This is a genomic window from Crocosphaera sp. (assembly GCF_030064895.1).
Lineage (GTDB): Bacteria > Cyanobacteriota > Cyanobacteriia > Cyanobacteriales > Microcystaceae > Crocosphaera.
Genome location: NZ_JASJEB010000006.1, coordinates 84,687 through 110,841 on the forward strand (window position 1 = coordinate 84,687; position 26,155 = coordinate 110,841).

The 26,155-nt window shown below is 38.9% G+C and carries 26 protein-coding genes and 1 pseudogene; 11 read left to right on the plus strand and 16 right to left on the minus strand.

From position 1 onward, the window contains the following. Positions 1 to 58: 58 nt before the first annotated feature. From moaC to cbiM, 5 genes are all read right to left on the minus strand, one after another. Positions 59 to 550, minus strand: coding sequence for a cyclic pyranopterin monophosphate synthase MoaC (gene moaC, locus QNJ66_RS02785; RefSeq protein ID WP_300502821.1), 492 nt, complete (start codon positions 548 to 550; stop codon positions 59 to 61). Further along, positions 543 to 1,304, minus strand: coding sequence for a biotin/lipoate A/B protein ligase family protein (locus QNJ66_RS02790; protein ID WP_300502823.1), 762 nt, complete (start codon positions 1,302 to 1,304; stop codon positions 543 to 545). Before QNJ66_RS02790 ends, moaC begins: the two co-directional genes overlap by 8 nt. Positions 1,305 to 1,308: 4 nt before the next feature. Next, positions 1,309 to 2,079, minus strand: coding sequence for a cobalt ECF transporter T component CbiQ (gene cbiQ, locus QNJ66_RS02795; RefSeq protein WP_300502825.1), 771 nt, complete (start codon positions 2,077 to 2,079; stop codon positions 1,309 to 1,311). Between the two features lie 217 nt (positions 2,080 to 2,296). Then, the gene (locus tag QNJ66_RS02800) at positions 2,297 to 2,638 is read right to left on the minus strand and encodes a PDGLE domain-containing protein (RefSeq protein WP_300502827.1); all 342 of its coding nucleotides are present in this window, start codon (positions 2,636 to 2,638) and stop codon (positions 2,297 to 2,299) included. 19 nt (positions 2,639 to 2,657) lie between these two features. After that, entirely contained in the window at positions 2,658 to 3,380 is a 723-nt protein-coding gene (cbiM, locus tag QNJ66_RS02805) for a cobalt transporter CbiM (protein WP_300502829.1), read from the minus strand. A gap of 323 nt (positions 3,381 to 3,703) precedes the next feature. On the opposite strand from cbiM, the gene QNJ66_RS02810 reads away from it, so the two are divergent. Next, positions 3,704 to 5,443, plus strand: coding sequence for a mechanosensitive ion channel family protein (locus QNJ66_RS02810; RefSeq protein WP_300502831.1), 1,740 nt, complete (start codon positions 3,704 to 3,706; stop codon positions 5,441 to 5,443). 95 nt (positions 5,444 to 5,538) lie between these two features. Here QNJ66_RS02810 and QNJ66_RS02815 read toward each other — a convergent pair whose 3' ends face one another. From QNJ66_RS02815 to QNJ66_RS02840, 6 genes are all read right to left on the minus strand, one after another. Beyond that, on the minus strand, positions 5,539 to 5,709 hold the full coding sequence (locus tag QNJ66_RS02815; protein WP_300502833.1) for a type II toxin-antitoxin system HicA family toxin: 171 nt from the start codon (positions 5,707 to 5,709) through the stop codon (positions 5,539 to 5,541). Next, positions 5,706 to 5,945, minus strand: a complete 240-nt coding sequence (locus QNJ66_RS02820) for a type II toxin-antitoxin system HicB family antitoxin (RefSeq protein ID WP_300502835.1) — start codon at positions 5,943 to 5,945, stop codon at positions 5,706 to 5,708. Before QNJ66_RS02820 ends, QNJ66_RS02815 begins: the two co-directional genes overlap by 4 nt. Before the next feature lie 318 nt (positions 5,946 to 6,263). After that, positions 6,264 to 7,169, minus strand: a complete 906-nt coding sequence (gene prmC, locus QNJ66_RS02825) for a peptide chain release factor N(5)-glutamine methyltransferase (protein ID WP_300502837.1) — start codon at positions 7,167 to 7,169, stop codon at positions 6,264 to 6,266. 7 nt (positions 7,170 to 7,176) lie between these two features. After that, positions 7,177 to 7,914: a Tic22 family protein gene (locus QNJ66_RS02830; RefSeq protein ID WP_300502838.1), complete on the minus strand. Its 738-nt coding sequence runs from the start codon at positions 7,912 to 7,914 to the stop codon at positions 7,177 to 7,179. A gap of 93 nt (positions 7,915 to 8,007) precedes the next feature. Then, on the minus strand, positions 8,008 to 8,757 hold the full coding sequence (locus tag QNJ66_RS02835; RefSeq protein WP_366146270.1) for a Tic22 family protein: 750 nt from the start codon (positions 8,755 to 8,757) through the stop codon (positions 8,008 to 8,010). A 112-nt stretch (positions 8,758 to 8,869) separates the two neighbouring features. Next, positions 8,870 to 9,088 (minus strand): hypothetical protein, encoded by a 219-nt coding sequence (locus QNJ66_RS02840; protein WP_300502840.1) that lies wholly within the window; start codon positions 9,086 to 9,088, stop codon positions 8,870 to 8,872. A gap of 284 nt (positions 9,089 to 9,372) precedes the next feature. On the opposite strand from QNJ66_RS02840, the gene QNJ66_RS02845 reads away from it, so the two are divergent. The 4 genes from QNJ66_RS02845 (at position 9,373) to QNJ66_RS02860 (ending at position 14,513) form a co-directional block, all read left to right on the plus strand. Next, complete coding sequence (locus tag QNJ66_RS02845; RefSeq protein ID WP_300502842.1) at positions 9,373 to 11,406, plus strand: type II/IV secretion system protein; 2,034 nt, start codon at positions 9,373 to 9,375, stop codon at positions 11,404 to 11,406. A gap of 60 nt (positions 11,407 to 11,466) precedes the next feature. After that, the gene (locus tag QNJ66_RS02850; protein WP_300502844.1) at positions 11,467 to 12,573 is read left to right on the plus strand and encodes a type IV pilus twitching motility protein PilT; all 1,107 of its coding nucleotides are present in this window, start codon (positions 11,467 to 11,469) and stop codon (positions 12,571 to 12,573) included. 61 nt (positions 12,574 to 12,634) lie between these two features. After that, complete coding sequence (locus QNJ66_RS02855) at positions 12,635 to 13,849, plus strand: type II secretion system F family protein (RefSeq protein WP_300502846.1); 1,215 nt, start codon at positions 12,635 to 12,637, stop codon at positions 13,847 to 13,849. A gap of 88 nt (positions 13,850 to 13,937) precedes the next feature. Next, on the plus strand, positions 13,938 to 14,513 hold the full coding sequence (locus tag QNJ66_RS02860) for a hypothetical protein (RefSeq protein ID WP_300502848.1): 576 nt from the start codon (positions 13,938 to 13,940) through the stop codon (positions 14,511 to 14,513). 52 nt (positions 14,514 to 14,565) lie between these two features. Here QNJ66_RS02860 and QNJ66_RS02865 read toward each other — a convergent pair whose 3' ends face one another. From QNJ66_RS02865 to QNJ66_RS02880, 4 genes are all read right to left on the minus strand, one after another. Then, a complete protein-coding gene (locus QNJ66_RS02865) occupies positions 14,566 to 17,028 on the minus strand; it encodes a hybrid sensor histidine kinase/response regulator (RefSeq protein WP_300502850.1) in 2,463 nt (820 codons plus the stop codon). Positions 17,029 to 17,381: 353 nt separating this feature from the next. Continuing rightward, positions 17,382 to 18,302, minus strand: coding sequence for a bifunctional riboflavin kinase/FAD synthetase (locus QNJ66_RS02870; RefSeq protein WP_300502872.1), 921 nt, complete (start codon positions 18,300 to 18,302; stop codon positions 17,382 to 17,384). 88 nt (positions 18,303 to 18,390) lie between these two features. Next, positions 18,391 to 19,866 carry a glycogen synthase GlgA gene (gene glgA, locus QNJ66_RS02875; RefSeq protein ID WP_300502852.1) on the minus strand — a complete coding sequence of 492 codons (1,476 nt, stop codon included), beginning with the start codon at positions 19,864 to 19,866 and terminating at the stop codon, positions 18,391 to 18,393. Positions 19,867 to 20,122: 256 nt separating this feature from the next. Beyond that, on the minus strand, positions 20,123 to 20,599 hold the full coding sequence (locus QNJ66_RS02880; protein ID WP_300502853.1) for an NAD(P)H-quinone oxidoreductase subunit N: 477 nt from the start codon (positions 20,597 to 20,599) through the stop codon (positions 20,123 to 20,125). Positions 20,600 to 20,797: 198 nt separating this feature from the next. Here QNJ66_RS02880 and QNJ66_RS02885 point away from each other — a divergent pair, with 198 nt between their 5' ends. The 5 genes from QNJ66_RS02885 to QNJ66_RS02905 all read left to right on the plus strand — a co-directional run bounded on the left by QNJ66_RS02885 (position 20,798) and on the right by QNJ66_RS02905 (position 25,506). Further along, positions 20,798 to 20,914, plus strand: a complete 117-nt coding sequence (locus tag QNJ66_RS02885) for a photosystem II reaction center protein I (protein WP_008276509.1) — start codon at positions 20,798 to 20,800, stop codon at positions 20,912 to 20,914. 152 nt (positions 20,915 to 21,066) lie between these two features. Beyond that, positions 21,067 to 23,529, plus strand: coding sequence for a DUF3769 domain-containing protein (locus QNJ66_RS02890; protein ID WP_300502858.1), 2,463 nt, complete (start codon positions 21,067 to 21,069; stop codon positions 23,527 to 23,529). 75 nt (positions 23,530 to 23,604) lie between these two features. Further along, positions 23,605 to 23,853, plus strand: coding sequence for a 30S ribosomal protein S16 (gene rpsP, locus QNJ66_RS02895; RefSeq protein WP_300502859.1), 249 nt, complete (start codon positions 23,605 to 23,607; stop codon positions 23,851 to 23,853). Continuing rightward, positions 23,846 to 24,265 carry a KH domain-containing protein gene (locus QNJ66_RS02900; protein ID WP_300502861.1) on the plus strand — a complete coding sequence of 140 codons (420 nt, stop codon included), beginning with the start codon at positions 23,846 to 23,848 and terminating at the stop codon, positions 24,263 to 24,265. Before rpsP ends, QNJ66_RS02900 begins: the two co-directional genes overlap by 8 nt. Next, positions 24,262 to 25,506, plus strand: a complete 1,245-nt coding sequence (locus QNJ66_RS02905; RefSeq protein ID WP_300502863.1) for a lipid-A-disaccharide synthase — start codon at positions 24,262 to 24,264, stop codon at positions 25,504 to 25,506. Before QNJ66_RS02900 ends, QNJ66_RS02905 begins: the two co-directional genes overlap by 4 nt. Positions 25,507 to 25,613: 107 nt before the next feature. Here the strand turns inward: QNJ66_RS02905 and QNJ66_RS02910 are convergent. Then, positions 25,614 to 25,760 (minus strand): annotated as a pseudogene (locus tag QNJ66_RS02910) (transposase); the annotation flags it as partial. 46 nt (positions 25,761 to 25,806) lie between these two features. Here QNJ66_RS02910 and QNJ66_RS02915 point away from each other — a divergent pair. After that, positions 25,807 to 26,155, plus strand: a 349-nt coding sequence (locus QNJ66_RS02915; RefSeq protein WP_300502865.1) for a helix-turn-helix domain-containing protein, incomplete at its 3' end; no start/stop codon positions are given.

The window sequence follows — 26,155 nt, forward strand, 5'->3', positions numbered from 1 at the left end:
TATCCATTATAGTGTTTCTTAGAATTATCAGGTATGTACCTCAATAGTATGATAAATTCTATATCTGTTGATAATCTCCTGATTTTCCTCCTGTTTTACTAACTAAACAGATATTTTCAATTGTCATGGATTTTTCTAAGGCTTTGGCCATATCATAAAGGGTTAAAGCAGCAATAGAAACGGCGGTTAATGCTTCCATTTCTACTCCTGTTTCTGCTTTAGTAATAACCTTTGCTTCTATTATATAGCCTGGTAAAGTTTTATCTCCTCTTATGTTTACTTCTATTTTATGTAGGGGTAAAGGATGACATAAGGGGATCAAGTTCGCTGTTTGTTTGGCGGCCATAATACCGGCTAATTTTGCAGTTCCTAAAACGTCACCTTTGGGGGTATTTCCTGTTTCTATTGCCTCAAAAGTTGCTAACTTCATTCTTATTTGTCCTTGTGCAATCGCTTGACGACGGGTCACATTTTTAGAAGAAACATCGACCATTTGTGCCTCTCCTTTTTCGTTCAGATGAGATAAGTTAAATGATTTTTGTTCAGACATTATTTTTAAATTTTTTCTGGTTAATTTTTGAAATCTTTTCCCATTCTCTCTCTGATAAAGGTTCTGTTATCAATTCTATCTTAAAATGTTCTGTTGCTGCTGCGGTTAAAACTTCTATAATATCTTCTTGAGAATAATTTTTAGATAATCTTTCTTTTAAGGTTAAATTCCAAGGAGCGACTTGATTAAAAACTGTTTCAAATAACTTTTTATCTGTTGACAAAACCATAGAACCATGCTGCAAAATTGAGCGTTTTCCCCTTCGTTGCGCGCTACCAATTAATTTACTACCATCTGCTGTAATTAAGTCTGCTACGGTTGCTGTATTAAAACAACTAGAATTATTAATATATCCCCGTTTTCCTGTACCGTATTCTAAAACGATATCTAATGTTTTCCAACCTTGAATTAAAAAGGTACAAATATCTTCATAAATAGCCAAGGTTTTACGATGATCTAAGGGCATAACTATCATATAAGTTAAATCTCCTTGATGTAAAACCGCCCTCCCTCCTGTGGGACGAGTTACTAAGTCTAAAGGTTCCTTTTCCCAGATTAAATTATGCCAATGGGACGGATATTTTTTTTGTAAATAACCCAAAGAAATAGTTGGTTTTGACCAATTATAAAAGCGTAAAATAGGTGGAGTTAGTCCCTGTTCATGTTGTTCAAATAACCAGCGATCAATAGACATTTGTAATTTTCCCGATGCTTCGATGGGAGGAATCAAACGCCATTTTTTTTCTATCTTCATCAATCTAAAAATAAATAATCTGCCCTACAAAAACTATTAAAACTGTAATCGTGAGAGCAAAAATATCTTGATTTTTATAAGTTAATTTTTCTGAATTTACAGGAAAGCCTTGATAACCTCTTGATAACATAGCATTGTAAATCAATTCTCCCCTTTCATAACTACGAATAAATAAAGACCCAATAGCATTTCCCATGACATGACGGATCATCTTACCATTACTCATTAAATTGCGAGAAATAGCTGCTCTTTTCATGGTGGTAAATTCTCGATTTATGACACCTATATAACGATACATAGAAGCCATAATTGATACTAATAAAGGAGGCATTTTTAAGGCTAATAATGCTTTAAATAATTCGGGAATTTCTGTTGTAATTATTAACGTATTTAACATCAATAATGATAAAATTACTTTCGTGGTAACACTACCTAACACCATGACTCCAGTAGTGGTAACTTGGAGAATACCCCAAGACCAAATAATCTCACCTTCAGGACGAAATAAAGTCCCCAATAATACCACACCAACAAAAGCAAATTCCACCATCACTCTCGACAATAAACTAGTCCAAGAAACCCGACTAATTAAGATAATAAATAATACTCCAACCCCATAAATTAGCCAACTTTTCCATTGTCCATTGGGAGTTAAAGCAATGGCAAAAACACCAATAAAAGTACATAGAACTCTTGATTGAACATTCAAAGAATGCCAAATTGTGGGCGGTTGTTTTTTCTGCTGACTGAGAAAAGAATGAATGTGTAGTAACATATTGAATTTAGAATTGAGAATGTAGAATTTAGAAATATTTTGCCTCTAAATTCTACATTTACGTCTTATCGAAAATAGTTGGGTTTAAAACCCCGCCTTTTAAGGCGCATAGTTTTTAAAACGGAGCATAAATCTCTGTTTTAAAAACAACTTCTGTTCGCTAGAGCCGGAACGTAGTGAGGAACTTCTGACTTCTGACTTCTGACTTCTGACTTCGTTAATCTTCTCCATGCACTGAGGGGCGAGCTAATAATTTACCCGTTCCCCAGGCAATACCAAAAGTGACAACAGTACCGGCTAAACCAGCTAGAGGAGTTGCTAAAATGTCGGGAACTCCTCGCAAAGCATATTCTTCAAAAACCGCGTAGAAGGGCAATTTTTGTGCCGGCGCATCTTCTATGGCCTTATCTTCAAATTTTAAGTCTTGGGAGACTCTATCTAACCCGTCGGGGTTGGAACTGGCAAAGGGAGAAACGAAAACAGCGACAATGAGAGCAATCCCCATTGCAGTTAGCATAAAAGAACGATTACGCTGTTTATTAGATAGTTTATTCGTCATTTTTCTGATTCTTCTCTTGTTACTGGTGAACTTGCTGTGTCACATCTAACTTAATAGATGAAGGACGATCGTAGATGAGCTCGGGACGCGATCGCCAGACATACCCTACAGCGATCAGAGTAATAATGGCCTCTCCTACACCGATAACCACGTGCCAAGTTACCATGGCAATCATCGACACAATTAAGGGAACAGTGCCTGATAAAGCCAATTGTAAGGCTGTTGCGATCGCAGCGATCACCACACTACACCAAGCAGCAACCACAGTAGCGATGGTCATACTTCTCCAGGAATTACGTCCTAAAGCGAAACGAATCGCTCTATAGAGATAATACCCGCAAAAAGTTCCTATTAGACCCATATTCAAGATATTTGCGCCTAAAACAGTTAAACCACCATCTTGGAACAAAACTGCTTGGACAATAAAGACCACTGTTACCACTAAGGTTCCGGCCCAGGGTCCCAAAATAATAGCGGCCAGGGTTCCCCCCACTAAATGGCCCGATGTTCCCCCAGGAATAGGGAAGTTGATCATTTGTGCAGCAAAAATAAAAGCTGCACAAACTCCCATCAACGGTACTGTTTTTTCTTGGTAGTCTCTCTGTACTTTTTTCAAGGAAACAGCAATTAAAACAATGGTAATAACCCAACAAAATAAGCTAACAGAGGGACTCAAAAAGCCATCAGGAATATGTAGTGCAAAATAGGGTGTGAAGAGAGAATTTTGGATAATTTGTAGCATAAAAACTCAACAAAAGCCTCTTTGTATTAATTTAGATTCACCCTCCTTTGTAAACGTTTTTTCTAGCTTTCATAATTATTTTCACAACATCTTTAGATTTTCCATAAAACTATTAGGGTTAAAAAGAAATTAAACAATCGGGTTTTAAAGAGACAATTTTATTAATTTTTAAGAATTGCTCTTGATTTATTCTTGAAGTTATGAACCAACTTATGAAATAAATCTAAATAAAAAGTCCTATTTGCTAAAAGTTAGGCACAATTACAATAGATGTCAGTGATCGCCAAATATAGATTTAATTATAGTTAGGGAATCAAAATAGTATGAAAAGTTATTTTTTAAATTTTTATAAAACTAAAATCTATCAAAGACTGATTTTAGGAATATTAAGCTTATTATTAGTCTTATTTCAAAGCAATTTTTTATCTAGTTACAGTTCAGAAGATGTAGATAATAACCAGGGTTTTCCTGTTGTCTTTAACTACATCACTCTTTTCAATATTTATCAAGCAAATGGGTCTTTATCGGCACAAGAAAGAGCGACTATTATCACCCGAAGATTAAAAACCATTGCTAATGATAGTAATATAGAAATTACTGATGATAAATTTGATATTGATGATCGAGGGAATGTCATTGTTATTTTGTTTAAAAATAAAACTTTAATCACTATAACCGCAGACGATGCTATAGCAGAAACAACTTCCCGTCAAGACTTAGCAGAACAATATTTTAATACTATCAAAAAAGCCTTGAAATCTTATCGACGCGAACGCCGTCCTTTTTATTGGGTAATTGGCGTTATTTTTACGGTGATTAGTTTATTAATTTTATTGTTGATTTTAAAAATATTTGATTTTATTTTTCCTTATATGAATTCCCATCTAGAAAGATGGCAAGGAACTTTAATTACCTCTATTAGAATCAAAAATGTAGAATTATTATCAGCCGAAAAATTAACCCAAATATTTAAAACCCTAATTAACACAGTTCGCATAATTATTACTTTTTTCATTCTTTATATTTTTGTTCCCATTATTTTAGGTTTTTTCCCACAAACAAGAAAAATTGCTAACATTCTTTTTGATTATTTAATCAAGGCTATTACAACAGTATTTAGTGGTTTAGTTGGTTATTTGCCTAATATTTTTGTAGTAGGAGTGATTATATATTTAACCTATTATATTTTACGATTTTTAAAATTTATTTTTAATGAAATAGAAACAGGAAATCTACATTTTTCGGGTTTTTATTCTGAATGGGCAAAACCAACTTATCAATTACTCAGTTGGTTAACTATCATGTTAGCTGCTGTCTTTACTTTTCCTTATTTACCAGGGTTTGATTCTCCTGCTTTTAAAGGAGTTTCTGCTTTTGCTGCTCTTTTATTTACATTAGGCTCAACGGGAGTTGTTTCTAACACAGTATCAGGTTTAGTGTTGATTTATACCCGTGCTTTTAAGATTTCTGATCGGGTGAAAATTGGGGATGCTGTTGGCGATGTCCTCGAAAAAAATCTTTTGGTGACTCGAATTAGAACAACTAAAAATGTTGTCATTACTATTCCTAACTCTGTGATTATTAATAGTAATGTTGTTAATTATAGTTCCTTAAAAAGAGACTTACAACGGCCTTTGATTTTACATACAACTATCACCCTTGGTTATGATATACCTTGGCGAAAAGTTCATGAAGTATTAATTGCTGCTGCTCATTCTACTAATTATGTCTTAAAAACCCCTTTACCCTTTGTTTTACAAACAGGTTTAAACGATTTTTATGTTAGTTATGAAATTAATGCTTATACCAACGAATCAACAAAAATGGCTGAAATTTATTCCCACTTACATCAAAATATCCAAGACAAATGTAACGAAGCTGATATTGAAATATTATCCCCCCATTATAGTGCCATTCGTGACGGTAATCATAATACAATGCCAGAAGATTATTTACCTGAAAATTATACCGCCCCAGGATTTCGTTTAGACCCCGTTACTAACTTATTAAACCAGAATAATCACAATCATAATTCGGTTAATGGTTCTGTAGAAAGTCAGTAAAACTAATAAATATCCGAATCAGCGATCGCAGAATTTAATTGTGATCACCACATACAATTTTAAGAATTTTTAATAATTATCTTATCATAGAGGAATTATAATGTTCCTTGTTTGATGTCTTTTCCTGAATGAATAGGAACAACAACTCTTTGTCCTTCGCTATTTTTATAAATTGCATGACTTCCTTTTTGACGATCTAAATAAAACCCTAATTTTTCGATGACTTTGATAAAATCTTTCGCTTTAACACTAGGAAAATTGCTCATGCTAAAATACTTAACGGTTTAACAATTAAATTATCTTGGGGAATGGGTTGATTATCTTCCCTTAAACTTTCCAGATACAATTCAATAGCTTCTGTTATATTTTCAATAGCTTCTTCAAAGGTATCTCCTTGGGAATGACATCCTTTCAAGACTGGACAAAAAGCGTGATAACCTCCCTCTGCTTCTTGTTCCAAAAGAACAGTATAATTATAAATCTGCTTACTTGTGTTATCCATTTGTCTTACTTAGTTTAAACTAATCTTATGATAAACGTTTTTTTAACTTAAACATGACTATATAAAAAAAATAAAAAGGTGCGTTTTTCACGCACCTTAAAGTCATGCAAATAACACTTAATTAATGATGAGGTTGGATCATCATGGGTAAATCGGTGGGAACTGAATTAGTCAACTTAATAAATTAGTTTAGCATCTTGATGTAAAAAAAATTTATGATTAAGGTAGTAAATGATAAAAAAAATTTAATTAAATCCATAAGCATAGATTATATTGAATCAAAACCCATTAAACAATAGATTAAAATCAATGCGAAGATCAACAACGATATGCTATTGCAAAGCGACCAATTCCTGCTAAATCCGGTAAAATCTGAATAGATTGATAATGACCAGATGCTTCTAATAATCGTTTAACTTGTTCTCCTTGTCCAGCCATCATTTCCACTAAAAAAATGCCCCCTGAAACCAGATAATCAGGAGAAGTATCGATAAGATGATTAATTGCCTCTAAACCCTCATTTCCCCCATCTAACGCGAGTATGGGTTCATGTTCTTTCACTTCTGGTTGTAGTTGAGACAGTAAAGCAGTGGGGATATAGGGAGGGTTAGACACAATTGCGCTGACTTGTCCTTTTAACTGTTGCAAAGGACTCCACCACGATCCTTGATAAAAGTTAATTCTAGACGAAAATCCCTCTTTAACAGCATTTTCTTGGGCAATGGTTAAAGCTTTGCTGCTAGTATCTACAGCATGAATAGTTGCTTCAGGAAAACTATCCCCTAGTCCAAGGGCGATCGCACCACTTCCCGTACCCAGATCCACCCAATGGCCAAAGATTAGATCCGGGTTAGGACTCTGTTTCGCTGCGTTAACAGCAAAATCAATCATTAATTCCGTTTCAGGACGAGGAATTAAGACATCGGGAGATACTTTTAAAGAAAACCGTCGCCAAGGAGTAATCCCCACTAAATATTGCAAAGGGACTCTCTGTTTAACCCGACGTTGCCATAGTTGGGTTAATTCTGATAAAGAGTATTCTAGAGGAATTTGCCATCGCTCTTTGAATAACCCCAAGCGCAACGATAAACTATCTAAAGAAGTCACTGCTTGAAGCAACCAGTCTACTTCTGAGGGCGATATCTCAGCAGCGATCGCTTCTTGTTTAGCCCAATGATACCATTTAGCTAATTCTAGGCCGGAGACAGAAAACACAGAGGCCATCTTTAATTTATTGAGGTTGATTTTGAGAATTAGAACGAATAATTTGTATCATTTCTTCAGAAGGCCACAACAGCAAACTTCTGAGGAAATTGTTATCATTGTTTTCCAAATTAGCAATTAAATTACTCAAAGAAATAACATTAATGGTTATACTATCACCAAGCTCCGGTTGAGCTTCAACAACCCTCTTGATCCATTGATCAATAGTCGCTTTTTCAAAGAAAATAGGAACAACGTCTTGATCATTTTGTTTGATAGTTAGATAAGATTGATTAGATTCAATCTTTGCCAGATATAAAGGCACATCTCCTGGATATTCTTGACCTCTTTCCCTGGCTAAGTTGCGCGCAACCTCTGCTTCTCTGGTATTAGGAATATAATCGAGAAAGAGACGGGTTGAGTTGCCCGAATTTTCCCTTGCAACCTCATAAATACGGCTGAGGGGAAGCACTTGAATGCTATAGGAACTAGCAGTTTCAGGATCTATTCGTCGTAACTCTGTGGCCAAAGCTTCAGCTTCTCTGCGACTCATAAACACAGGAGTAATGACGCTACCATTATCTAATTGACGACCAATAGGAGAGCCTTGTTGATTGATTAAACTATAAACAGGAACTCCCGACAAAAAATCTACAATTACTGATTTTGGGAGGGCAACCACTGGGATTGGCTGCGTTAAACTAAGATTAGTAATGGGATTGATCAGTATTCCTAATGTTAAACCCCAACGAATTATACTTTTCATCGTGTTTTTGTTGATCACTATAACAAATCTAAAAACAGATAAAACCCCCAAACCTAAATATCTGGGGATTTTTAATGGTGTTCAATGAGAATTTTATTGACCTTGATTTTGCTGAGATTGGATAGCGTCTTGAATAAATTTTATGGTTTCCTCGGAAGGAACTAACTGTATCTGTTTGAGCATGGCATCATCTTCACTTTGTAATAAACCGATGACAAATTCCAAGGGAACCACTTCAATTTTCATGGTTGCGGCAATATCGGGTTGATCTTTCTTCATTTGTTCGGCGATGGCTTGAATGGGGGCTTTTTCAAAGAAGAAAGGGATCACTTCTTGATCGTTTTGTTGAATAGTTAACATACTATTTTCAGGACCACCCCGAAGGATAAATAAGGGAACTCCTCCCTGATATTCTTGTCCATTATCACTGAGAACTTTTTTTGCCGACTCCACCGCGCTTCTCATAGGAATATAAGCAAATGTGAAAGGCTCTTGTTCTTTGTTACTGGTCAAAGCAACACGATAAACTTCCCCTAAAGAAAGTGCTTGTACCTTAAATTGATTTGCTAGTTCCGGTTGAACTTCTTTGAATTGAGTCAAAAATTGGTTGGCATCTTGCTGGCTAATAAAAACCTGTATTATCTTCCGATCATCTTCTAATGTCCGAATTAAAGGTGATCCTTCGTCTGTAGTGATAGTAAAAACTGGAACTCCTTGTAAAACTTTGACCACTTCAGTTTCAGGGAGAGCTATAACTTTAGGCATTTGAGCAAACCACGTACCAATTAAGGTACTTCCTAATAAACTAAGGGTGGCACTCCAACGTATGAATGATTTGATCATAACTAACCTCATATTCTATAGGGATATGTATACTTGTTCTGATTTTAGTGTAAGATTTTCCTTTTTCAACGATCATCTAAAAAGGAGGGCGCAAGCTCTCCTTTTCGTCTTGTTACCTTAATCTATGATGGCGGTAAGATCCAATCAGTTCCTTGAACAACATTTTAACCAATTTATCACCAACTCGGACTTTTCCCCATTGTTTCAGGGAATTATTGCCAGGGTTATCAGGGTCAATTTTTCCATCTTTGGTTAACTTAGCTTGAATATCCTTAAGATAGCTATCATACAAGTATTTTATCGCTGGTTTCGGGTTTTTCAGTTGATTCATCCTCATACTGATATCTTGCACCAATATAGGAAAACTCAACAACAAAAGAAACTTTCATCAATTCTCAAGCAGTTACAGTCAAAATAAATCCTGTTCCCTGTTACCCCTCTAAATTAGCTACTTTTATCGAAGCTGCAAGATGTGAGTTAAACCTAATTTCGTGTAAATTTCCTAACACCGAACTCAGTTTGATTTAGGCTTTAAAAAAAATCTTTCTCACCATGGTAATTTTGAGGGCAGTTTTGGGAATGATAAGCACGTAAGCAGCCTATAATTACTGCCTTATGTCATCTTTGTCTACCTCAAACTTAACCTCTTCCAAACGCAACCGGGCAGTTGCCCTGCGTAATTACTTTTCACCCTTTGGCAACAAACTGATCGAAGTCGGATACGTCGGGCCAGATCAGATGAAACAGGCCCTGGTGGAAACCCGTAAAACTGGTCGTCCTTTAACCGATGTGTTACAGGTGATGACAGGGGAACCCTTATCCCCCGATTTATTACGACAACATAAAAAACACCATTTATTTGAACTAAAAATTCTCTATGGTGTTGACTCCATCGATCCCGAAGTATCTCCTGTCGCGGATCGCCAGATGGCTGAATTAATTAATTCCTTAATTTCTTTTGATATTTGTCGTCGCCATAAAATTTTACCCTTATCCAGACACGACGGTGACCCACCTTCTATATTGGTGGCCATGGTTGATCCTGATAACCTTGCGGCACAAGATGACTTAAACCGCATTTTGAGGGCGAGAAATTTAGACCTACGCCGTATGGTTATCACCCAAGAAGATTATGACGGCTTATTGCAACAGTATCATGAAATTCAACAGGAGATCGATGTAGAAAACGAACGCATCTCTAAAGAAGAAGCCCTCAATAAAATGGCCGATCTCACGGACATTGTGGGTGATCTCGATGCAAACATGAGTGAAGAAGAAGATGAGAGCCACGATGCTCTTGATTCTAACGATGCGGGTCAGGCCCCGGTTATTAATTTAGTCAATAAAATTCTTGCCAAAGCCCTCCAAGAAGGCACTTCCGATATTCATGTGGAACCCCAAGAAGAAACCCTTGGCGTTCGTTTCCGTAAAGATGGGGTACTCCAACAAGCGTTTGATCCCCTTCCCCGGAAAGTTACCCCGGCGGTGGTAGCGCGCTTTAAAATTATGGCGGATCTCGATATTGCTGAACGTCGTCTTCCTCAAGATGGTAAGATTCGACGCATTTATCAAGGTCGAAAAGTAGATTTTCGCGTTAATACCTTACCCAGTCGTTACGGGGAAAAAGTTTGTTTACGGATTTTAGATAACTCTGCAACTCAGTTAGGTTTAGATAAACTAATTACTAACCAAGAAACCCTGGAAATCGTCCGAGACTTGGCCAGTCGTCCCTTTGGCCTGTTTTTGGTAACGGGGCCAACCGGTTCAGGTAAATCGACCAGTTTATATTCAGTTTTAGCAGAAAGAAATAACCCCGGGGTGAATATTAGCACCGCCGAAGATCCTATCGAATACTCTTTACCCGGTATTACTCAGGTTCAGGTGATTCGAGAAAAAGGGATGAACTTTGCCTCTATTTTACGGGCATTTATGCGACAAGATCCCGACGTTATTCTGGTGGGGGAAACTCGGGACGTAGAAACGGCGAAAACGGCCATCGAAGCAGCCTTAACCGGTCACTTAGTTTTAACTACCCTACACACCAACGATGCCCCTGGGGCAGTTGCTCGTCTCGATGAAATGGGGGTTGAACCCTTTATGATTTCTGGGGCGTTATTAGGGGTACTAGCGCAACGGTTAATGCGTCGGGTCTGTAGTGAATGTCGAATCCCTTACAAACCAACCAAAGAAGAATTAGCCCGTTTTGGTCTGTCTGCTTCTAATGATGAAGAAATGACCATCTATAAGGCTAATAAATTGACCCCAGAGGAAATAGCCGAAGCTAAACAAAATGGCTCTCTATGCCAAAAATGTGGGGGTAGTGGCTACAAGGGACGGGTTGGGGTTTATGAGGTGATGCGTAATACAGAACGGATTCAAAGCCTGATTAATGAAGGCGCAACCACCGATCGCATTAAGGAAGCGGCTGTGGAAGAAGGAATGGTAACTATCTTGGCTTACAGCTTACAACTGGTTCAAGAAGGTTATACAACCCTTGAAGAAGTGGAACGGGTAACCTTTACTGATACAGGGCTCGAAGCTGAATTAAAAGCGAAGCGCAAGAGTTCCTTGGAATGTAAAAACTGTTCTGCGGTACTCGAACCGGAGTGGATGGACTGCCCTTATTGTATGACTCCCAGATTTACTTAATCCACCTGAGTTCGGAGTTTAATTTTTACTCAATTTTATTTATCTAAGGAGAAGAATCTAATGGAAATGATGATTGAAGATTTGATGGAACAACTTGTGGAAATGGGGGGTTCTGATATGCACATTCAAGCCGGTGCGCCCATTTATTTTCGTGCTAGTGGTAAATTAGCCCCCATTGACGATGAACCCCTTTCTCCCCAAGAAAGTCAAAAATTAATTTTCAGTATGCTCAATAATAGTCAAAGAAAAGAGTTAGAACAAAACTGGGAATTAGACTGTTCTTATGGGGTGAAAGGGCTGGCACGGTTTCGGGTCAATGTTTATAAAGAACGGGGTTGTTACGCCGCTTGTTTAAGGGCTTTATCCTCGAAAATTCCTAATTTTGAACAGTTAGGACTGCCTAATATTGTCCGAGAAATGGCTGAACGTCCTCGGGGTATGGTGTTAGTAACTGGTCAAACGGGATCGGGTAAAACGACTACTTTAGCAGCTATTTTAGACTTGATTAATCGTACTAGACAAGAACATATTTTAACCGTTGAAGATCCCATTGAATATGTTTTTCCTAATGTTAAAAGTCTCTTTCATCAACGACAAAAAGGGGAAGATACTAAATCCTTTGCTAATGCCTTAAAAGCTTCTTTACGGGAAGATCCTGACATCATTCTGGTGGGGGAAATGCGGGACTTAGAAACCATCGGTTTAGCCATCACCGCAGCAGAAACAGGACACTTAGTTTTTGGGACTTTACACACTAATTCAGCTGCCGGTACTGTTGACCGTATTGTTGATGTATTTCCAGCGAATCAACAGGCACAAATTAGGGCAATGTTATCTAACTCTTTGATCGCTGTCTTTAGTCAATGTTTAGTTAAGAAACATAAACCCAAACCAGGAGAATTTGGTCGGGCAATGGCTCAAGAAATTATGATTGTTACCCCTGCGATCGCTAACCTGATGCGAGAAGGAAAAGCGGGTCAAATTTATTCCTCTATTCAAACAGGAATGAAACTAGGAATGCAGACTATGGAACAAGCTTTAGCAAACTTAGTTATTAGTGGGACAGTTTCCTTTGAGGAAGCTGTTTCTAAAAGTGGTAAACCCGATGAGTTACAACGCTTAATTGGTGGGGCAAATATGAGAGCAAAAAGTAAGTCTCGTCGTTAGTTAGCAATAAATCCTCGTTAACGGCAGGGTTTAAATTACTGTTTATTTTATATGAAAGAAAATGCCTACTTATATCGCTCAAGTCAAAAACTTAAAAGGAAAAGTTTCTAAGCAAAAAGTTGAAGCAACCTCACCTGAACAAGCAAGGGCAATGCTTAGACAGCAATATCCTGCTATTGGAAAAATCAGCGAAGCAGGAATACAATTTGATTTATCAGGTATCGAGGGAGCTTTAAGTAATGTCACTGTTAAGGATAAAGCTGTATTTTCCCGTCAATTTTCTGTAATGATTAATGCGGGGGTTGCTATTGTTCGTTGTTTGGGTGTTTTATCCGATCAAGCGACAAATCCTAAAATGAAAAAGGCTTTATCAGCTATTAGTGCTGAGGTACAACAAGGGATTAGTTTATCCGACGCTTTAGGTAAACATCCAGACTGTTTTGATCAACTGTATGTCAGTATGGTAGAAGCTGGGGAAATGGGGGGAGTACTGGATGAAGTGTTAAATCGTCTGGCTAAACTTCTCGAAGATATGGCCCGACTGCAAAACCAAATTAAGTCCGCCATGGCCTATCCGGTTACGGTTGGTCTTTTAGCCGTGATAGTTTTCTTTGCTATGACCATATTTTTGATCCCAGTTTTTGCAGGAATTTTTGAAGATTTAGGGGCAGACTTACCAGCTTTAACCCAATTTATGCTTTATTTAAGTGGTATTATGAGAAGCTGGAAAATTTTAATTCCTATTGTGGGTTCTATCGTCTTGGTTGTTGGTATTAAACAATACTATAAAACTCCTGTTGGTCGTTTACAAATTGATAAGTTTCTCCTAAAAATGCCCCTATTTGGTGACTTAAATGAAAAGTCTGCTGTAGCGCGTTTTTGCAGAGTTTTTGGGACGTTAACTCGTTCTGGGGTTCCTATTTTAACCTCTTTAGAAATTGTTTGTAACACTGTAGGAAATAAGGTGATTGCTAATGCAGTGGCCGGGGCCCAAGCGGAAATTCAACAGGGTGGTATGATGAGTTTAGCTCTACAAAATGCCAATGTTTTTCCGCAGTTAGCGATTCAAATGATTTGTATTGGCGAAGAAACAGGGGAACTGGATGCCATGATGATGAAAGTGGCTGATTTTTATGAAGATGAAGTGGAACAAGCGGTGAAAGCTCTAACCAGTGTCATTGAACCGTTAATGATGGTCGGTATTGCTGGTATGGTAGGGGTTATTCTCTTATCTATGTATCTACCTATGTTCAAAATTTTCGACCAACTAGTGTAAAAAGTTTGTCAATTTTGCCAACTTATAGAGGCGTTTTTTCTAGCGTCTCTATAATCTTTTTAGGGTCTATTTTATTATTCATTTTCTTATGTCTATTAAACCATCTCACTACGAACAACTTTTATGCGAATATAGCGATCGCTTGGGTGCTATTTCTCTCTTAAAACAGAATCGTTCTTATTTAGAAATGCTCCCTAGTTTACGTCGTCCCGAAGAAAGTTTGATGACTATTCCTCTCCCAGTAGTGAAAGTTCGTCAACCACAACCTTTGAGCGAAAGTCGTTTGAGTTCTCCTAATATTCAAGAAGCGATCGAGTTACCTTGTGATTTAGCTATTCTCATCTGTGACCCAGAATGGAAAATTAAGTTAGGGTCAGAAATTATTGTTTTTATTCATCGTCCTCATGAAGATTTTTCACATTTATTGGGACGTTGGCGACAAACTCAAATTCATTTGGATAAAGATTATGAATGGTTAATGCCTATGAAAGAAGAACATATGTTAAGCGAAGGAGGTGAGAAAGTTTATCCTTTGTTTGTTATCTTTGAACATAGCTTAGAGAGAATTAAAAAAGGATTAAAAGGAGCTTATTTACCCTATATTATTCAAAAGTCTATTCCAGAAGCAAGTGAAGAAAATTTAGAATATTTAGGAACAATGTAAGGTGAGTAATTTTACAATCATTAACCGCATATATTACACCATACAAATTTATCTAAGTTTCATTTTTACCAATTAAGTCAATAACAGCATTGATTAAAGTATCATCATGAAAACTACTTTTTGTTAGATAATAATCTGCCCCTACTTCTAACCCTTGTAAGCGATCTTCTTCTCGATCTTTATAGGAAACAATAATCACAGGAGTCGATTTCAACTGTGGGTTACTTTTAATCTTATGAACCAACTTAATTCCGTTCATACGAGGCATATCAACATCACTAATAACTAAATCATAATTACCAACACGAACTGCATTCCAGCCTTCCATTCCATCAACAGCAACATCAACTTTATAGCCTTTATTTTCTAACAATTTTCTTTCCATTTCTCGAACCGTAATCGAATCATCGACCACTAAAATATTTTTACTAGATTGATGCCAATTCCTTTCCTCTTTCGTTTTAACATGATTAATAGAAATGTTAGCCAAAATCTTATCAAGAGAACGGACTAAATCCAAAACATCGATAATTAAAATGGGTGAACCATCCTCTAGTAAAGCAGCCCCAGTAATATCTTGAACCTTACCCAAGCGAGGATCTAAAGGACGAACCACTAAACTTTTTTCCTCCAAAAAGCGATCAATAACTAAGCCATAACGATTCATTTGATCACTAACAACAATTACAGATAAAGGTTCTGTAGGAGTCGAATTGGAAGTTAATTCTAACACTTGTTCGGCCCTAACTAAACCGATATTTTGATTATTTAAGGTAAAATACTGTCTATTCTCAACAGAATAAATATCTTCAAAATTCAAAGTTAGAATTTTTTCAATACGAGATAGAGGAAAAGCATAAGGTTCTCCACCAATTTCCACTAATAAAGTACGAATAACCGACAAAGTTAAAGGCAGTTGAAAATGGAAATTCATGCCCTTTCCTGGTTTAGAAATAGCCTGAAGATTACCACCCACTTCTTGAACCATTGTTTTAGCAATATTTAATCCCACACCCCGACCCGAAATTTCCGTCACTTGATTCGCTGTAGAAAAATTAGGTAAGAAAATAAATTCCATTAACTCCGTTTCGTTTAATTCCCGACACATTTCCTCTGTAACTAAACCTTTTTTGATAATAGATGCTCGTAATTTATCCAAATCAATACCTTTACCATCATCAGAAATAGTAATAGATAACATTCCGAAACGATGGTTTGCTTCTAAAGAAATAGTCCCTTCTGGTGGTTTTCCTTGAGCTACTCTCTCATCAGGGAACTCAATTCCATGATCGATCGCATTCCGCAAAATTTGTGTTAAAGGGGCTTCTAATTTCCTTAAAATATCCCGATCAACCATCGTTAATTTACCAATAATTTCTAATTTCACCTGCTTCTTTAACTGTCTAGCTAAATCTCTAACCATACGAGGAAAACTACTGACCCCTTCTTCAAAAGGACGCATATGAGTAGCAATAACTTCCCGATATAAACGATCCGATAAATTAAAAGAACGATAACTAAACTGTTCTAAAGCATTTAAGCGATCGTTAAGAATTGCCCGACATTCCCTTTCTTTATGAACCAAATCACTCAAATAGTTTTCTGTTTCTTTAGATAGAGGCGTTTGCACTAAATTGACTTGTAATTGTTCTAATAATTGTGATAATTCTAATTGACTTTTTTTTAAGTTTAAAAAAGACTCAGATAAGGGAGTCAAAGCCGTCGCTTCAACCAAAGATTCCCCAGCTAAACCCATGAGACGGTTTAAGTTATCTGTGCTGACCCTGACAAAGCGATCTTTAGAATTTGCCGTCCCCGAAGCCGACATTAAAGAGGTGGTGGGTATCATCTCTTCAGAATCTATTGGGGAACTATCTGAGGTTAAACTATTTAAGTCTGTAACCCCCTCTTCTTCCTCATCAACCCAACTAATAACCTCCTCTGTATCTGAGGTTTCGCCCTCTGATGATGGTTCCTGTAAAAAATGAGCAGCAGCCTTGCTATCAGGACTAAAGAGAATCGTGTCTTCTCCATCCTCGGGAAAAACATCATCTAAAGAAAGATCAAATTCAGATAAGGTATCATCCTCAGTTTCTTGAGTAGTATCTGTTTGCTGAGGATTGAGAATATAAGCGATCGCCTCAACAATTTTTTCCGAGTTAGCTTCCTGTTCAGACAGCCAAGTATTAAACTCATTCTGTTCAACCTTTCCAACCGATTGTAAAAAGTCCACCCCTTGTAGGAGAACATCGATATGATTGGGGGTAATGGTGATAGTTCTCTCCATAGCTGCCATGAAACAATCTTCCATGACGTGAGCAATTTTCACCGCCGGTTCAATTTGGACAATTCTCGCTGCCCCTTTAATGGAATGAGAAGCTCGCATCAGAGCTTCTAACAAGGAAATAGACCCTTGAGCATTTGATGAGTCTTGCAGTTGGTTTTCTAGGGTGAGAAGGTGATCATTGAGAACTTCCCCTTGGGTTTCTACTTCCAAGCTAAAAAGATCCAACATTGAAAAATCACTCAAGTCCATTTTTTCATTCACTGTTTAACTCGTGAACTACCTACGCTATAATCTTCGATTTGGCGTTGGCTTCCTACCCAATCGACAGCTTTCTGCTCAGAAGAGCAGCAAGTCTCACATCAAGGCGATAGGCTTTGCCCCTCGTCCCGAAGGTCAGAGTACACGGTTAATCAAATTTCCAGATGTATATAGCTTGGTTGTCGCTATTTACTTGCCGTGCCAAGCCCCTTGATTATATCACAAACCCTGTCCGCGATTCATCCGACCCTGATTGTTTCAGCGATTGTTAAACTCCGGAGACAATACAGCGTTCGGCTTCTCGCGGCGGACAGCTAAAAATCCTAGCTTAATATTTGACGAGCTAGAATACAGTCTTGCATAATTTGATGTTTGAGAGCATCCAAAGAAGGAAATTTTTGTTCAGAGCGTAAAAATTTTTCTAAGCGAACTCTTAAAAAAGTTCCATATAAGTTTCCCGACCAATCTAACAAATGCACTTCTACTGTAGGAACTTGACCATTGACTGTGGGACGACTGCCAATATTAATCACACCCTTAATAACTTCTTCTGTGGCTAAAATAACACGAACACAATAAACACCACGACGGGGTAATAATTTTTCCGAGGCTACCTGTAGGTTAGCGGTGGGAAAACCAATACTTCTGCCCACTTGTTGACCTTTAACCACCATTCCTTCCAATGAATAAGGATAACCCAACATGTCTTGAGCTTGTCTAACATTGCCAACAGCTAAACATTGACGAATTCTCGAACTACTAATACGTAAACCACTCTCTTCACTGACACAGGTTTTTAACTTGGTAATATGAACAAAGACCCCGAACTTTTGGGCCAATTCTTGCAACATTTGGGCAGTTCCTTCTCTTCCCTTGCCAAAGCGAAAGTCTTGCCCCACACTGATATATTTAACATTTAGCTGCTTAATTAAAATATCTTCCACAAAAGCTTGAGGACCCAGAGAGGCTAAACTGCGATCAAAAGGTAAACGCACTAACTGCTCGATCTCCAGAGACTCTAAGCGTTTGACCTTCTCTGTCAGAGGCGTTAATAATTGTCTGCTTTTGCCACTAAAAAATTCTTGAGGATGGGGAGTAAAAGTGACCAGGGTGGGGATATACTCCTCTCCAAATTCTATAATTGGTTTAATAACTTGTCGATGTCCTAGATGGATACCGTCAAAGTTACCCAAAGCAATGGCCGTTGGGGTTTTAACGTTGCTAGTTGATGATGTTACCCACACATTAACTCCGATAGTGTCCTCACTCAAAAAATAAAATCTCCTGTTATAACTTCAATGTAGTTATAACAGGAGAGAATATCAACCATAATTAGGCTTTGATCGTTTCATAAACTTCAATATATTTTTCCACAGGGTTGCGCCAAGAATAGTCACAACGCATTCCTTGAACCGCTAATTTGTTGAATGCTTCGCGATCGGTGTACCATAGCTCTAAGGCACGGTGCATGGCTGATTCCAAGGCACTGGGATCCGTATGATGGAAGACAAAGCCATTGCGTTCTTCTGGCAGATGATTCTCATCATTATCGTAATCAAACACAGTATTAGCTAACCCTCCAACCGCACGCACAATGGGAACGGTTCCATATTTAAGGGAAATCATTTGAGTTAGGCCACAGGGTTCGTAATTACTGGGAACCACCATCATATCTGCCCCTGCATAAATGAGGTGGGATAATTCTTCATCAAAACTCAGTTCTAGATGAACATCAGGGTGATCATTTAAACGATGTTTTGTCTGCCAAAAGAGATTCTTTAAGTGGTCAGAAGTAGCTGATCCCAATAAAACAAACTGCGCGCTTCTTCTCAGGGCGTATTCTAAAGCATGGAGAACTAAACCAACTCCTTTTTGGTCATCCAGACGACCAATATAGGCAATTATGGGTCTATCTTTGTCTTCTAACCATAACCGTTCTCGTAATGCTTTTTTGTTATAGGCTTTTAATTCAAAATCATCTGGACCAAACTGCATGGAAATATGCTCATCTAGTTCTGGGTTCCATACCCCATAGTCTAAGCCGTTGAGAATACCTTTAAACTTATCTTGATGAACAGCAAGGATATCACCTAACCCATAACCTTCATTGCTAAAACGAGCTTCCCAAGCGTGGTGAGGGGAGACAGTATTGACAGCATTAGAATAAACGATACCTGCCTTCATAAAGTTAATATGATTGGGGATACTGGTATCTTTAAGGCGATCGGGACTCAAATAATAACCCTCATTATCCAACTGGGTCGCGTGTAAAATAGCAACACTACCCCCTCCTTGATGTTTAAAGTTATGGACGGTATAACAAACCCGTTGACCATCCATCTCTCGATATTTATACTGTTCAAATAACATTACCGGCAGCAGTCCCGTTTGCCAGTCATGACAATGGATAATCTCAGGACGCTTGTCACTCATACACATATATTCCAACACCGCTCTACTAAAGAAAGCAAAGCGGACGTTATCATCATTGTCCCCATAGTATTTGCCTCGGTTAAAGAAATTCCCAGCCTCACCATGAGGTTCGATAAAGAGACAGTTGAGTCCATGTACTTTACCACGCAAGACAGTACAGTGAACTGAACCACCTCCCCAAGGTACCCATAAATCCTTATAGTCTTCCTGTAATTCCATGATATGGTCGTAACGCATACAATCATATTTGGGAAGAATAACGTCTACAATATGACCTTGATTTTCGAGTTCGCGACTTAGCCCGAAAACAACATCACCTAAACCCCCAGCCTTAATGACCGGGGCGCATTCCGAGGCTACTTGGACAATATACATAATGGCTTCTTACTTTGATCCCTCTTTAGTTATATCGGCTATTGTATCAATTCTTAATATGCTACAAGCAATGTGTCAACTCTTTTCAAGAGAAGAAACAGGTTATACTGAAAACATTACTGGCGTGATTAAGAAATCATAGTCCTAATAATACCTGAGTTTGATGCCAGAATTGAACAACCCTACCGTGTATACGAGTAGGGATTATTTATCCCATAGAGGATAAGTTAGTTTTGATTGTCCTTTTTTGTCCCACTTAAGCTGCTTGAATCAACTCTTCTAAGGGTTGCCAACGGAAGTATCTTTCACCTCCCATTTCAACTACCACTTTCAGACGAGGTTCTTGTTGAGGTAAGGCGACTAAATATTCTAATTCTGCTTTGGAAAGGATATAACCCTCTATAATCCATAAAACTAAGCCTTTGGAACTAGAGGATAAACTTTCGAGTTGATAGGCAGCAATAGGGGGCACGAAATATATTGGTCCAACGGCAGCACTTTGAGCAATATCCTTTTTTCCTAAATGGGGAGGCCGTACCCCATGAATTCCCATCAAATAAGCCCCCACATCCCCTAAACCTCTAGCAGATAGGGATAGACTTTCATAGCCATTGGTGCGTAAACGTCTTTGATAGCGTCCTTCATACCCTCCTTCTAGGGGAGCATAAACCCCTAAGGTGCATGACTTCTCTAGTGCGCGAACAAATCCTTTTCCTGTGGTAAGCAGTGCCATCTGATTAATACGATAATTACATCTACAAATTCCTCCCTTGATTATAGGAGAAGGACTGCCGATCTGGAGAATGCTCAGTCTAGAATTAAGAATCAAATTGCTTCAGCCCAAGACAAAAAGTCCATATATGGGTTAAAGTCAGATAGGAACTATTAACATTTCTTCAGGATCAATCCCTCATAAGGAGAACAAAATACTATGCTAACGTTAAAAATTGCTGTTTACATTGTTGTGGCTTTCTTTATTTCTTTGTTCGTTTTCGGTTTTCTTTCTAGTGACCCCACTCGGAACCCTGGACGTAAGGACTTTGAATAGGAATTTTTGGGCAGTACCTAAGCTCAAATCTAGATGTGTTAAGTTAGGTGAGTAAAACGATAGGGGCGAGATATGGCTCGTCCCCATCTCATTTCAATTGATCACGCTGCAGGTAGCCACTAAACCTTTGAGCTTGATACTATTAATTTAAGATGGCCCCATTCGTTCCACCACCTGATCCTCCAGCCCAAATCAAAACTGTTGTTTCTCCTAGTCAGGAAAAGCACCTAGAGCTTTTGACCAATTCTCCAGGGCAACCTAGAGAAAATGCTGGTGATGAAATAATGTTCACCCAATTACCTTCTGAGTTTCCACAGACACCTGTAACACTGCCATTGGCAGAAGATATTCCTACGTCTCCCCCAGAGGTAGTTGAATTTTATTTATCAGCACCAGAAACAATCTCAGAGCCAGATTTTACCCCTTCTTTCCCATCCAGGGGACAAGCTGCTGATCTCTTGGGTGATCCCATCAGCACAGGAAACTCTCGATCGCCGAGGTTAACCCCATTTAAGCCCAGGTTCCAAAAAGGTGTCTCAAAGACTATCCGCTTAAAAGACCAAGGGGATCAGGCCAGACTCTTGCGCCTCAAACCTCGAGACACAAAAACACAACCCTTAGAATTATCCATCCCCCCGACCTCAACGTTCGCTCAGGGAGGAGTAGGAAATACCAATTCAACACAGGCTGAAGCAGCACCAGTGGTTGAATTAGTGTCCGATCGCCAGGAGTACGACGCGGAAAGACAAGTGGTTTATGCAGAAGGTAAAGTGATTATGCGCTTTGCCAATGGGGTTTTATTGGCCGATCGCCTCTGGATTAACCTTCCAGATCAATTTGCAGTGGCTGAGGGCAATGTGGTTCTCGATCGCGGAGAACAAACCCTAAGAGGAGAACGCTTCGAGTATTATTTTGTCCAAGATAGCGGTGTTATTTTTGAGGCCAATGGAGAAATTTATCAACCCACCACCGGCCAAGACTTTTCCCCAACCTTACCCACCTCTGTCGATAATAATTTAATTCCCAATCGAACCCTCAATGAAAGACTGGCCTTAGAACAACCCCTACAACGCATCACTCAAGCACAAGGGATCAGCTACTCCTTCGGTGTGTCCTTTGGAGAAGAAAATATTCAGGATATCGGAGGCAGTGGGGGAGAAGGTAGTGGAGGCCAAATTAACCGCCTTCGCTTTGAAGCTGATCGCATGGAATTCGATTCTGAGGGTTGGCGGGCCACTGACGCTCGTTTAACCAACGATCCCTTTTCCCCTCCTGAAGTGGAAGTACGGGCAGAAACAGCCACTTATCGCAATATTGCCCCCTTAGTGGATGAACTGAAACTTACTAATTCACGGGTGGTACTCGATCAAGCCAACTCCTTTCCCACCCAAGATCGTTTGATTTTTGATCGGCGCGATCGCCAACCTGGAGTAATTGGGTTTGGTTACGATGATCGCGATCGCGGAGGTTTCTTTGTAGAAAGGGCATTTAATGTCATCGACAGCGATACTGTCAGTTGGCAAGTTACACCCCAATATTACCTACAAAAAGGGATTTCCCCAGAAGGATTGACGGTTGACGATCGCAATACAGATTTATTTGAACAAGATCCAGACGACGTTGACTTAATTAGTCCCCCTACTGTCGGTTTTGTCAATGAGTTTAACGCTAATTTAAGTCCACAAACCACCTTCTTTTCGAGATCGTCCCTAACCAGTCTAGAATTGGATGATATTGAAGATCGCCTACGGACAAAAACCTTTGTACAATACCGTTTCGGTGAGCCGGTCGCTCCCTATGACGTGAGATTGGAATATAATTATCGCGATCGCCTCTTTAATGGATCTTTAGGGTTTCAAACCGTTCGTAGTAGCCTAGGTGTACTGTTGGTTTCCCCTCAAATTCCTATCGAAAAAACAGGGATAAACGTGAGCTATCAAGGGTCACTTCAAACAGTTAATGCAGATACCGATCGCCAAAGTCTCTTGGGTGCTGACTCAGATGATCGTCGTGTGAGTTTAACTAGGTTTCAAGGGGCAGCGTCTTTAAATAAACCTTTCTTGTTGTGGTTTGGAGAAGCTTTAGATCCTACCCCAGAAGAGGGCTTAAAATATACTTCAACGCCAGTTTTACCCTATTTAGTCCTATCTACAGGCGTAACCGGTGTTACCAGTCTCTATGGTAATGGAGACTCCCAACCCTCCCTTTCAGGTAGTATTGGTTTATCTGGACAAATTGGCAATTTTTCTCGACCTTTTCTGGATTATACCGGGTTTAATTTCACCTTTAGTCAAGCACTGCGGGGAGATCCCTCTCCTTTTTTGTTTGATCGTTTTGCTGACTTGAAAACCTTAAACTGGGGTGTAACTCAGCAATTATATGGTCCCGTGCGAGTTGGGGTTCAAAGTGCCTATAACATCGATACAGATGAAGAAATTAATACGGATTTATATGTGGAATATAGTAGACGAACCTACAGCATTCTCCTGCGTTATAATACAGTGCTAAAGGTTGGCTCGATTTCCCTGCGCATTAGCGACTTTAATTGGGGCGGTAATCCAGGTCCATTTGATGGTACTGGTATTCGTCCTGTTATTCAGGGTGTTCCTAGATAAAATCCCATGATATAATAAGAAGTTCGAGTCAAACAAAAAACAACTCAAAGCCAACTAGGAGTTAAAAGAATCAAAATGATTAAGTTACGACTAAAAAAATACGGCAAAAAACGAGAAGTCAGTTATAGAATTGTGGCTATTAATAGTGCCAATCGTCGCGATGGTCGTCCCCTGGAAGAACTAGGATTTTATAACCCTAGAACCGATGAAACTCGCTTAAACGTTCCGGCTATCGTAACTCGCCTAAAACAAGGGGCGCAACCTAGTGATACGGTACGGAGTATTCTCAAGAAAGCAAAAGTATTTGAACAAGTTAATGGTTAAATCGATTGATACCTCTAATTTATCCTATTCTGTCTCCCCCAATTACTTAAAACTGCTTTCATTTTTAATTGAACCTCTCTTAGACTCTCCAGACTCCCTAAAAATTGACTGCGAAGAAATTACCAGTACAAAACGGGTCTGGATTAGAGTAGCGGTTGATGAAGGGGACAAAGGACGGATCTATGGACGAGGAGGACGGAATATTCAGTCCATACAGATGGTTTTAGCGATCGCGGCTAAACAAGTGGAACAAACCCTCTATTTAGAAATCTATGAAGAGGCTGGAGATAGTAATCGTTCCAGTTATCATCGACGTTCTGAACCTAATCGCAAGTTTGTACGTCGTCGTTCTCGTTCCCAAAGTCAAAGCGATCCTAAACTCTCAATTCGCTCTCGTTGGCAAGAACAATGAAATCCGTTGATCTTCTCATTCTCTCCAATGGGCCAGGGGAAATTACTACCTGGGTTCGGCCTGTGGTTAAGGCGTTAAGGAAGCAATTAGGGGAGGATCGCGAGCAAACTAGGATTTCAGTGATGTTATCTCCTTGTCCCCATAGTACAGGGCAAGAAGCTGCCATTGCTCGCCGTTATCCTGAAGTGGATCGAGTTCAGTCCAGTGAAGAGTTTTTTTCTTTCCTAATACTAGGAAAAACTCGGGATAATTGGGATTGGCGAGAGCAAGGGGTGGTTTTATTTCTGGGAGGAGATCAGTTTTATGCGCTGATGATTGGAAAGCGGTTGGGATACCGTACGGTGATTTATGCTGAATGGGAAGCGAGATGGTATCGTTGGTTAGACTCTTTCGCTGTGATGAATGAAAGGGTCATTGAAGGTATCCCTGGGTCTTATAGGCAAAAATTGAGTGTTGTTGGGGATTTAATGGCTGATTTTTCCCCAGTCTCTCTAAATTTTATCGAGATGGCTGCTAATCCAATCATCGGAATTTTGCCTGGGTCTAAGGCCGGAAAGTTAACTCAAGGGGTTCCCCTTTGCTTAGCTATTGCTGAACATATTTATGAACAGAAACCTCAAACTCGTTTTATTTTACCTATCGCACCCACTATAGATATAGAAACATTAGTTCGCTTTGCTGACCCTAAATATAATCCTTTTGTGATGAAAATGGGGGGTGTGAGTGGACAATTAAAAGAAGAAAATAAAAAATATTATTTACAGACGAAAACTGGGTTAAAGGTCGAACTAATTAGTCAATTTCCGGCACATGAACCCTTGCAGCAATGTTGTTTGACCTTAACTACAGTGGGGGCTAATACTGCGGAGTTGGGTGCTTTAGGTATCCCTATGATCGTGTTGCTGCCAACCCAACAACTGGATGCTATGCGCACTTGGGACGGTATTCCTGGTATCTTAGCAAATTTACCTTTGCTGGGTAGTCAGTTGGCTAAATTGATTAATGCGAGGGTGGTAAAAACTGGTCGTTTATTTGCTTGGCCTAATATTTGGGCAAAAGAAGAAATTGTACCGGAATTGAGGGGAGAATTGAAGGCGGAGAAAGTAGCGGAGTTGGTGTTAGATTGGTTGGAAAATCCCTTGGAGTTAAATAAAATTCATCATCGCTTATTAGAAGTTAGAGGAAAACCAGGGGCGGCAGAAAAGATTGCGAATATTATTCAACAACAGGTTTTATCGTAGCGATCGCATTGATGAATTAATAATTTAGCTTCTTCGGCAAGAAGCCCCACGCTGTATTTTCCCAAAAAATGACCACAAATCAGCGTGGGATGAATTGCCGTCCGAGATTACTCGTGAGGACGAGTTTGATTTTCAACATATTTCTTAAGAGTAGAAATAGTGACACCACCACAAGAAGCTATAAAGTAAGAGCTATTCCAAAAAACCTCTTTCCAATAAAATTTATTAATTTGCTCTGGAAACTCTTGTCTTAATTAGTGATATCAATTATATAATCACTCATGTTCAACAAGTTATAAAATGATCCTCAATTACCAGTACCGATGTTATCCAGAGACACCCCAAAAAAGCCAGTTAAATAGATGGCTTAGGGTTTGTCAATATTGGTACAACTGGCAAATCGGGGATCGTTTTCGTTGGTGGGATAGAAATCGCACTAATTATGTTATCCCCAGTGGTGATTTTTGTTATGTTTCCTGTACCTTACCTCCCCTGGAACTAAGAGATAAACCCAATTTCTATTCTCAAAAGAAACTATTGCCTGAGAAGAAAAAAGATTTAACAATAGTAAGGCATTCGGGGGAATTACTCGACTTTTCTATTGTTCCGTCTCAAACTTTACAGGATGTTTCTAAGCGTGTTGAATTAG

Bases quoted from the DNA above. Each gene is read 5' to 3' on its own strand.
- QNJ66_RS02855 (WP_300502846.1), top strand. From the start codon at position 12,635: ATGCCTACTTATATCGCTCAAGTCAAAAACTTAAAAGGAAAAGTTTCT.
- QNJ66_RS02850 (WP_300502844.1), top strand. From the start codon at position 11,467: ATGGAAATGATGATTGAAGATTTGATGGAACAACTTGTGGAAATGGGG.
- QNJ66_RS02815 (WP_300502833.1), bottom strand. From the start codon at position 5,709: ATGAGCAATTTTCCTAGTGTTAAAGCGAAAGATTTTATCAAAGTCATC.
- QNJ66_RS02790 (WP_300502823.1), bottom strand. From the start codon at position 1,304: ATGAAGATAGAAAAAAAATGGCGTTTGATTCCTCCCATCGAAGCATCG.
- rpsP (WP_300502859.1), top strand. From the start codon at position 23,605: ATGATTAAGTTACGACTAAAAAAATACGGCAAAAAACGAGAAGTCAGT.
- QNJ66_RS02890 (WP_300502858.1), top strand. From the start codon at position 21,067: ATGGCCCCATTCGTTCCACCACCTGATCCTCCAGCCCAAATCAAAACT.
- QNJ66_RS02835 (WP_366146270.1), bottom strand. From the start codon at position 8,757: ATGATCAAATCATTCATACGTTGGAGTGCCACCCTTAGTTTATTAGGA.
- QNJ66_RS02860 (WP_300502848.1), top strand. From the start codon at position 13,938: ATGTCTATTAAACCATCTCACTACGAACAACTTTTATGCGAATATAGC.
- QNJ66_RS02840 (WP_300502840.1), bottom strand. From the start codon at position 9,088: ATGAATCAACTGAAAAACCCGAAACCAGCGATAAAATACTTGTATGAT.
- QNJ66_RS02820 (WP_300502835.1), bottom strand. From the start codon at position 5,945: ATGGATAACACAAGTAAGCAGATTTATAATTATACTGTTCTTTTGGAA.
- QNJ66_RS02800 (WP_300502827.1), bottom strand. From the start codon at position 2,638: ATGACGAATAAACTATCTAATAAACAGCGTAATCGTTCTTTTATGCTA.
- moaC (WP_300502821.1), bottom strand. From the start codon at position 550: ATGTCTGAACAAAAATCATTTAACTTATCTCATCTGAACGAAAAAGGA.
- QNJ66_RS02810 (WP_300502831.1), top strand. From the start codon at position 3,704: ATGAAAAGTTATTTTTTAAATTTTTATAAAACTAAAATCTATCAAAGA.
- QNJ66_RS02830 (WP_300502838.1), bottom strand. From the start codon at position 7,914: ATGAAAAGTATAATTCGTTGGGGTTTAACATTAGGAATACTGATCAAT.
- QNJ66_RS02865 (WP_300502850.1), bottom strand. From the start codon at position 17,028: ATGTTGGATCTTTTTAGCTTGGAAGTAGAAACCCAAGGGGAAGTTCTC.
- prmC (WP_300502837.1), bottom strand. From the start codon at position 7,169: ATGGCCTCTGTGTTTTCTGTCTCCGGCCTAGAATTAGCTAAATGGTAT.
- QNJ66_RS02885 (WP_008276509.1), top strand. From the start codon at position 20,798: ATGCTAACGTTAAAAATTGCTGTTTACATTGTTGTGGCTTTCTTTATT.
- cbiM (WP_300502829.1), bottom strand. From the start codon at position 3,380: ATGCTACAAATTATCCAAAATTCTCTCTTCACACCCTATTTTGCACTA.
- QNJ66_RS02845 (WP_300502842.1), top strand. From the start codon at position 9,373: ATGTCATCTTTGTCTACCTCAAACTTAACCTCTTCCAAACGCAACCGG.
- QNJ66_RS02900 (WP_300502861.1), top strand. From the start codon at position 23,846: ATGGTTAAATCGATTGATACCTCTAATTTATCCTATTCTGTCTCCCCC.
- QNJ66_RS02880 (WP_300502853.1), bottom strand. From the start codon at position 20,599: ATGGCACTGCTTACCACAGGAAAAGGATTTGTTCGCGCACTAGAGAAG.
- glgA (WP_300502852.1), bottom strand. From the start codon at position 19,866: ATGTATATTGTCCAAGTAGCCTCGGAATGCGCCCCGGTCATTAAGGCT.
- QNJ66_RS02905 (WP_300502863.1), top strand. From the start codon at position 24,262: ATGAAATCCGTTGATCTTCTCATTCTCTCCAATGGGCCAGGGGAAATT.
- cbiQ (WP_300502825.1), bottom strand. From the start codon at position 2,079: ATGTTACTACACATTCATTCTTTTCTCAGTCAGCAGAAAAAACAACCG.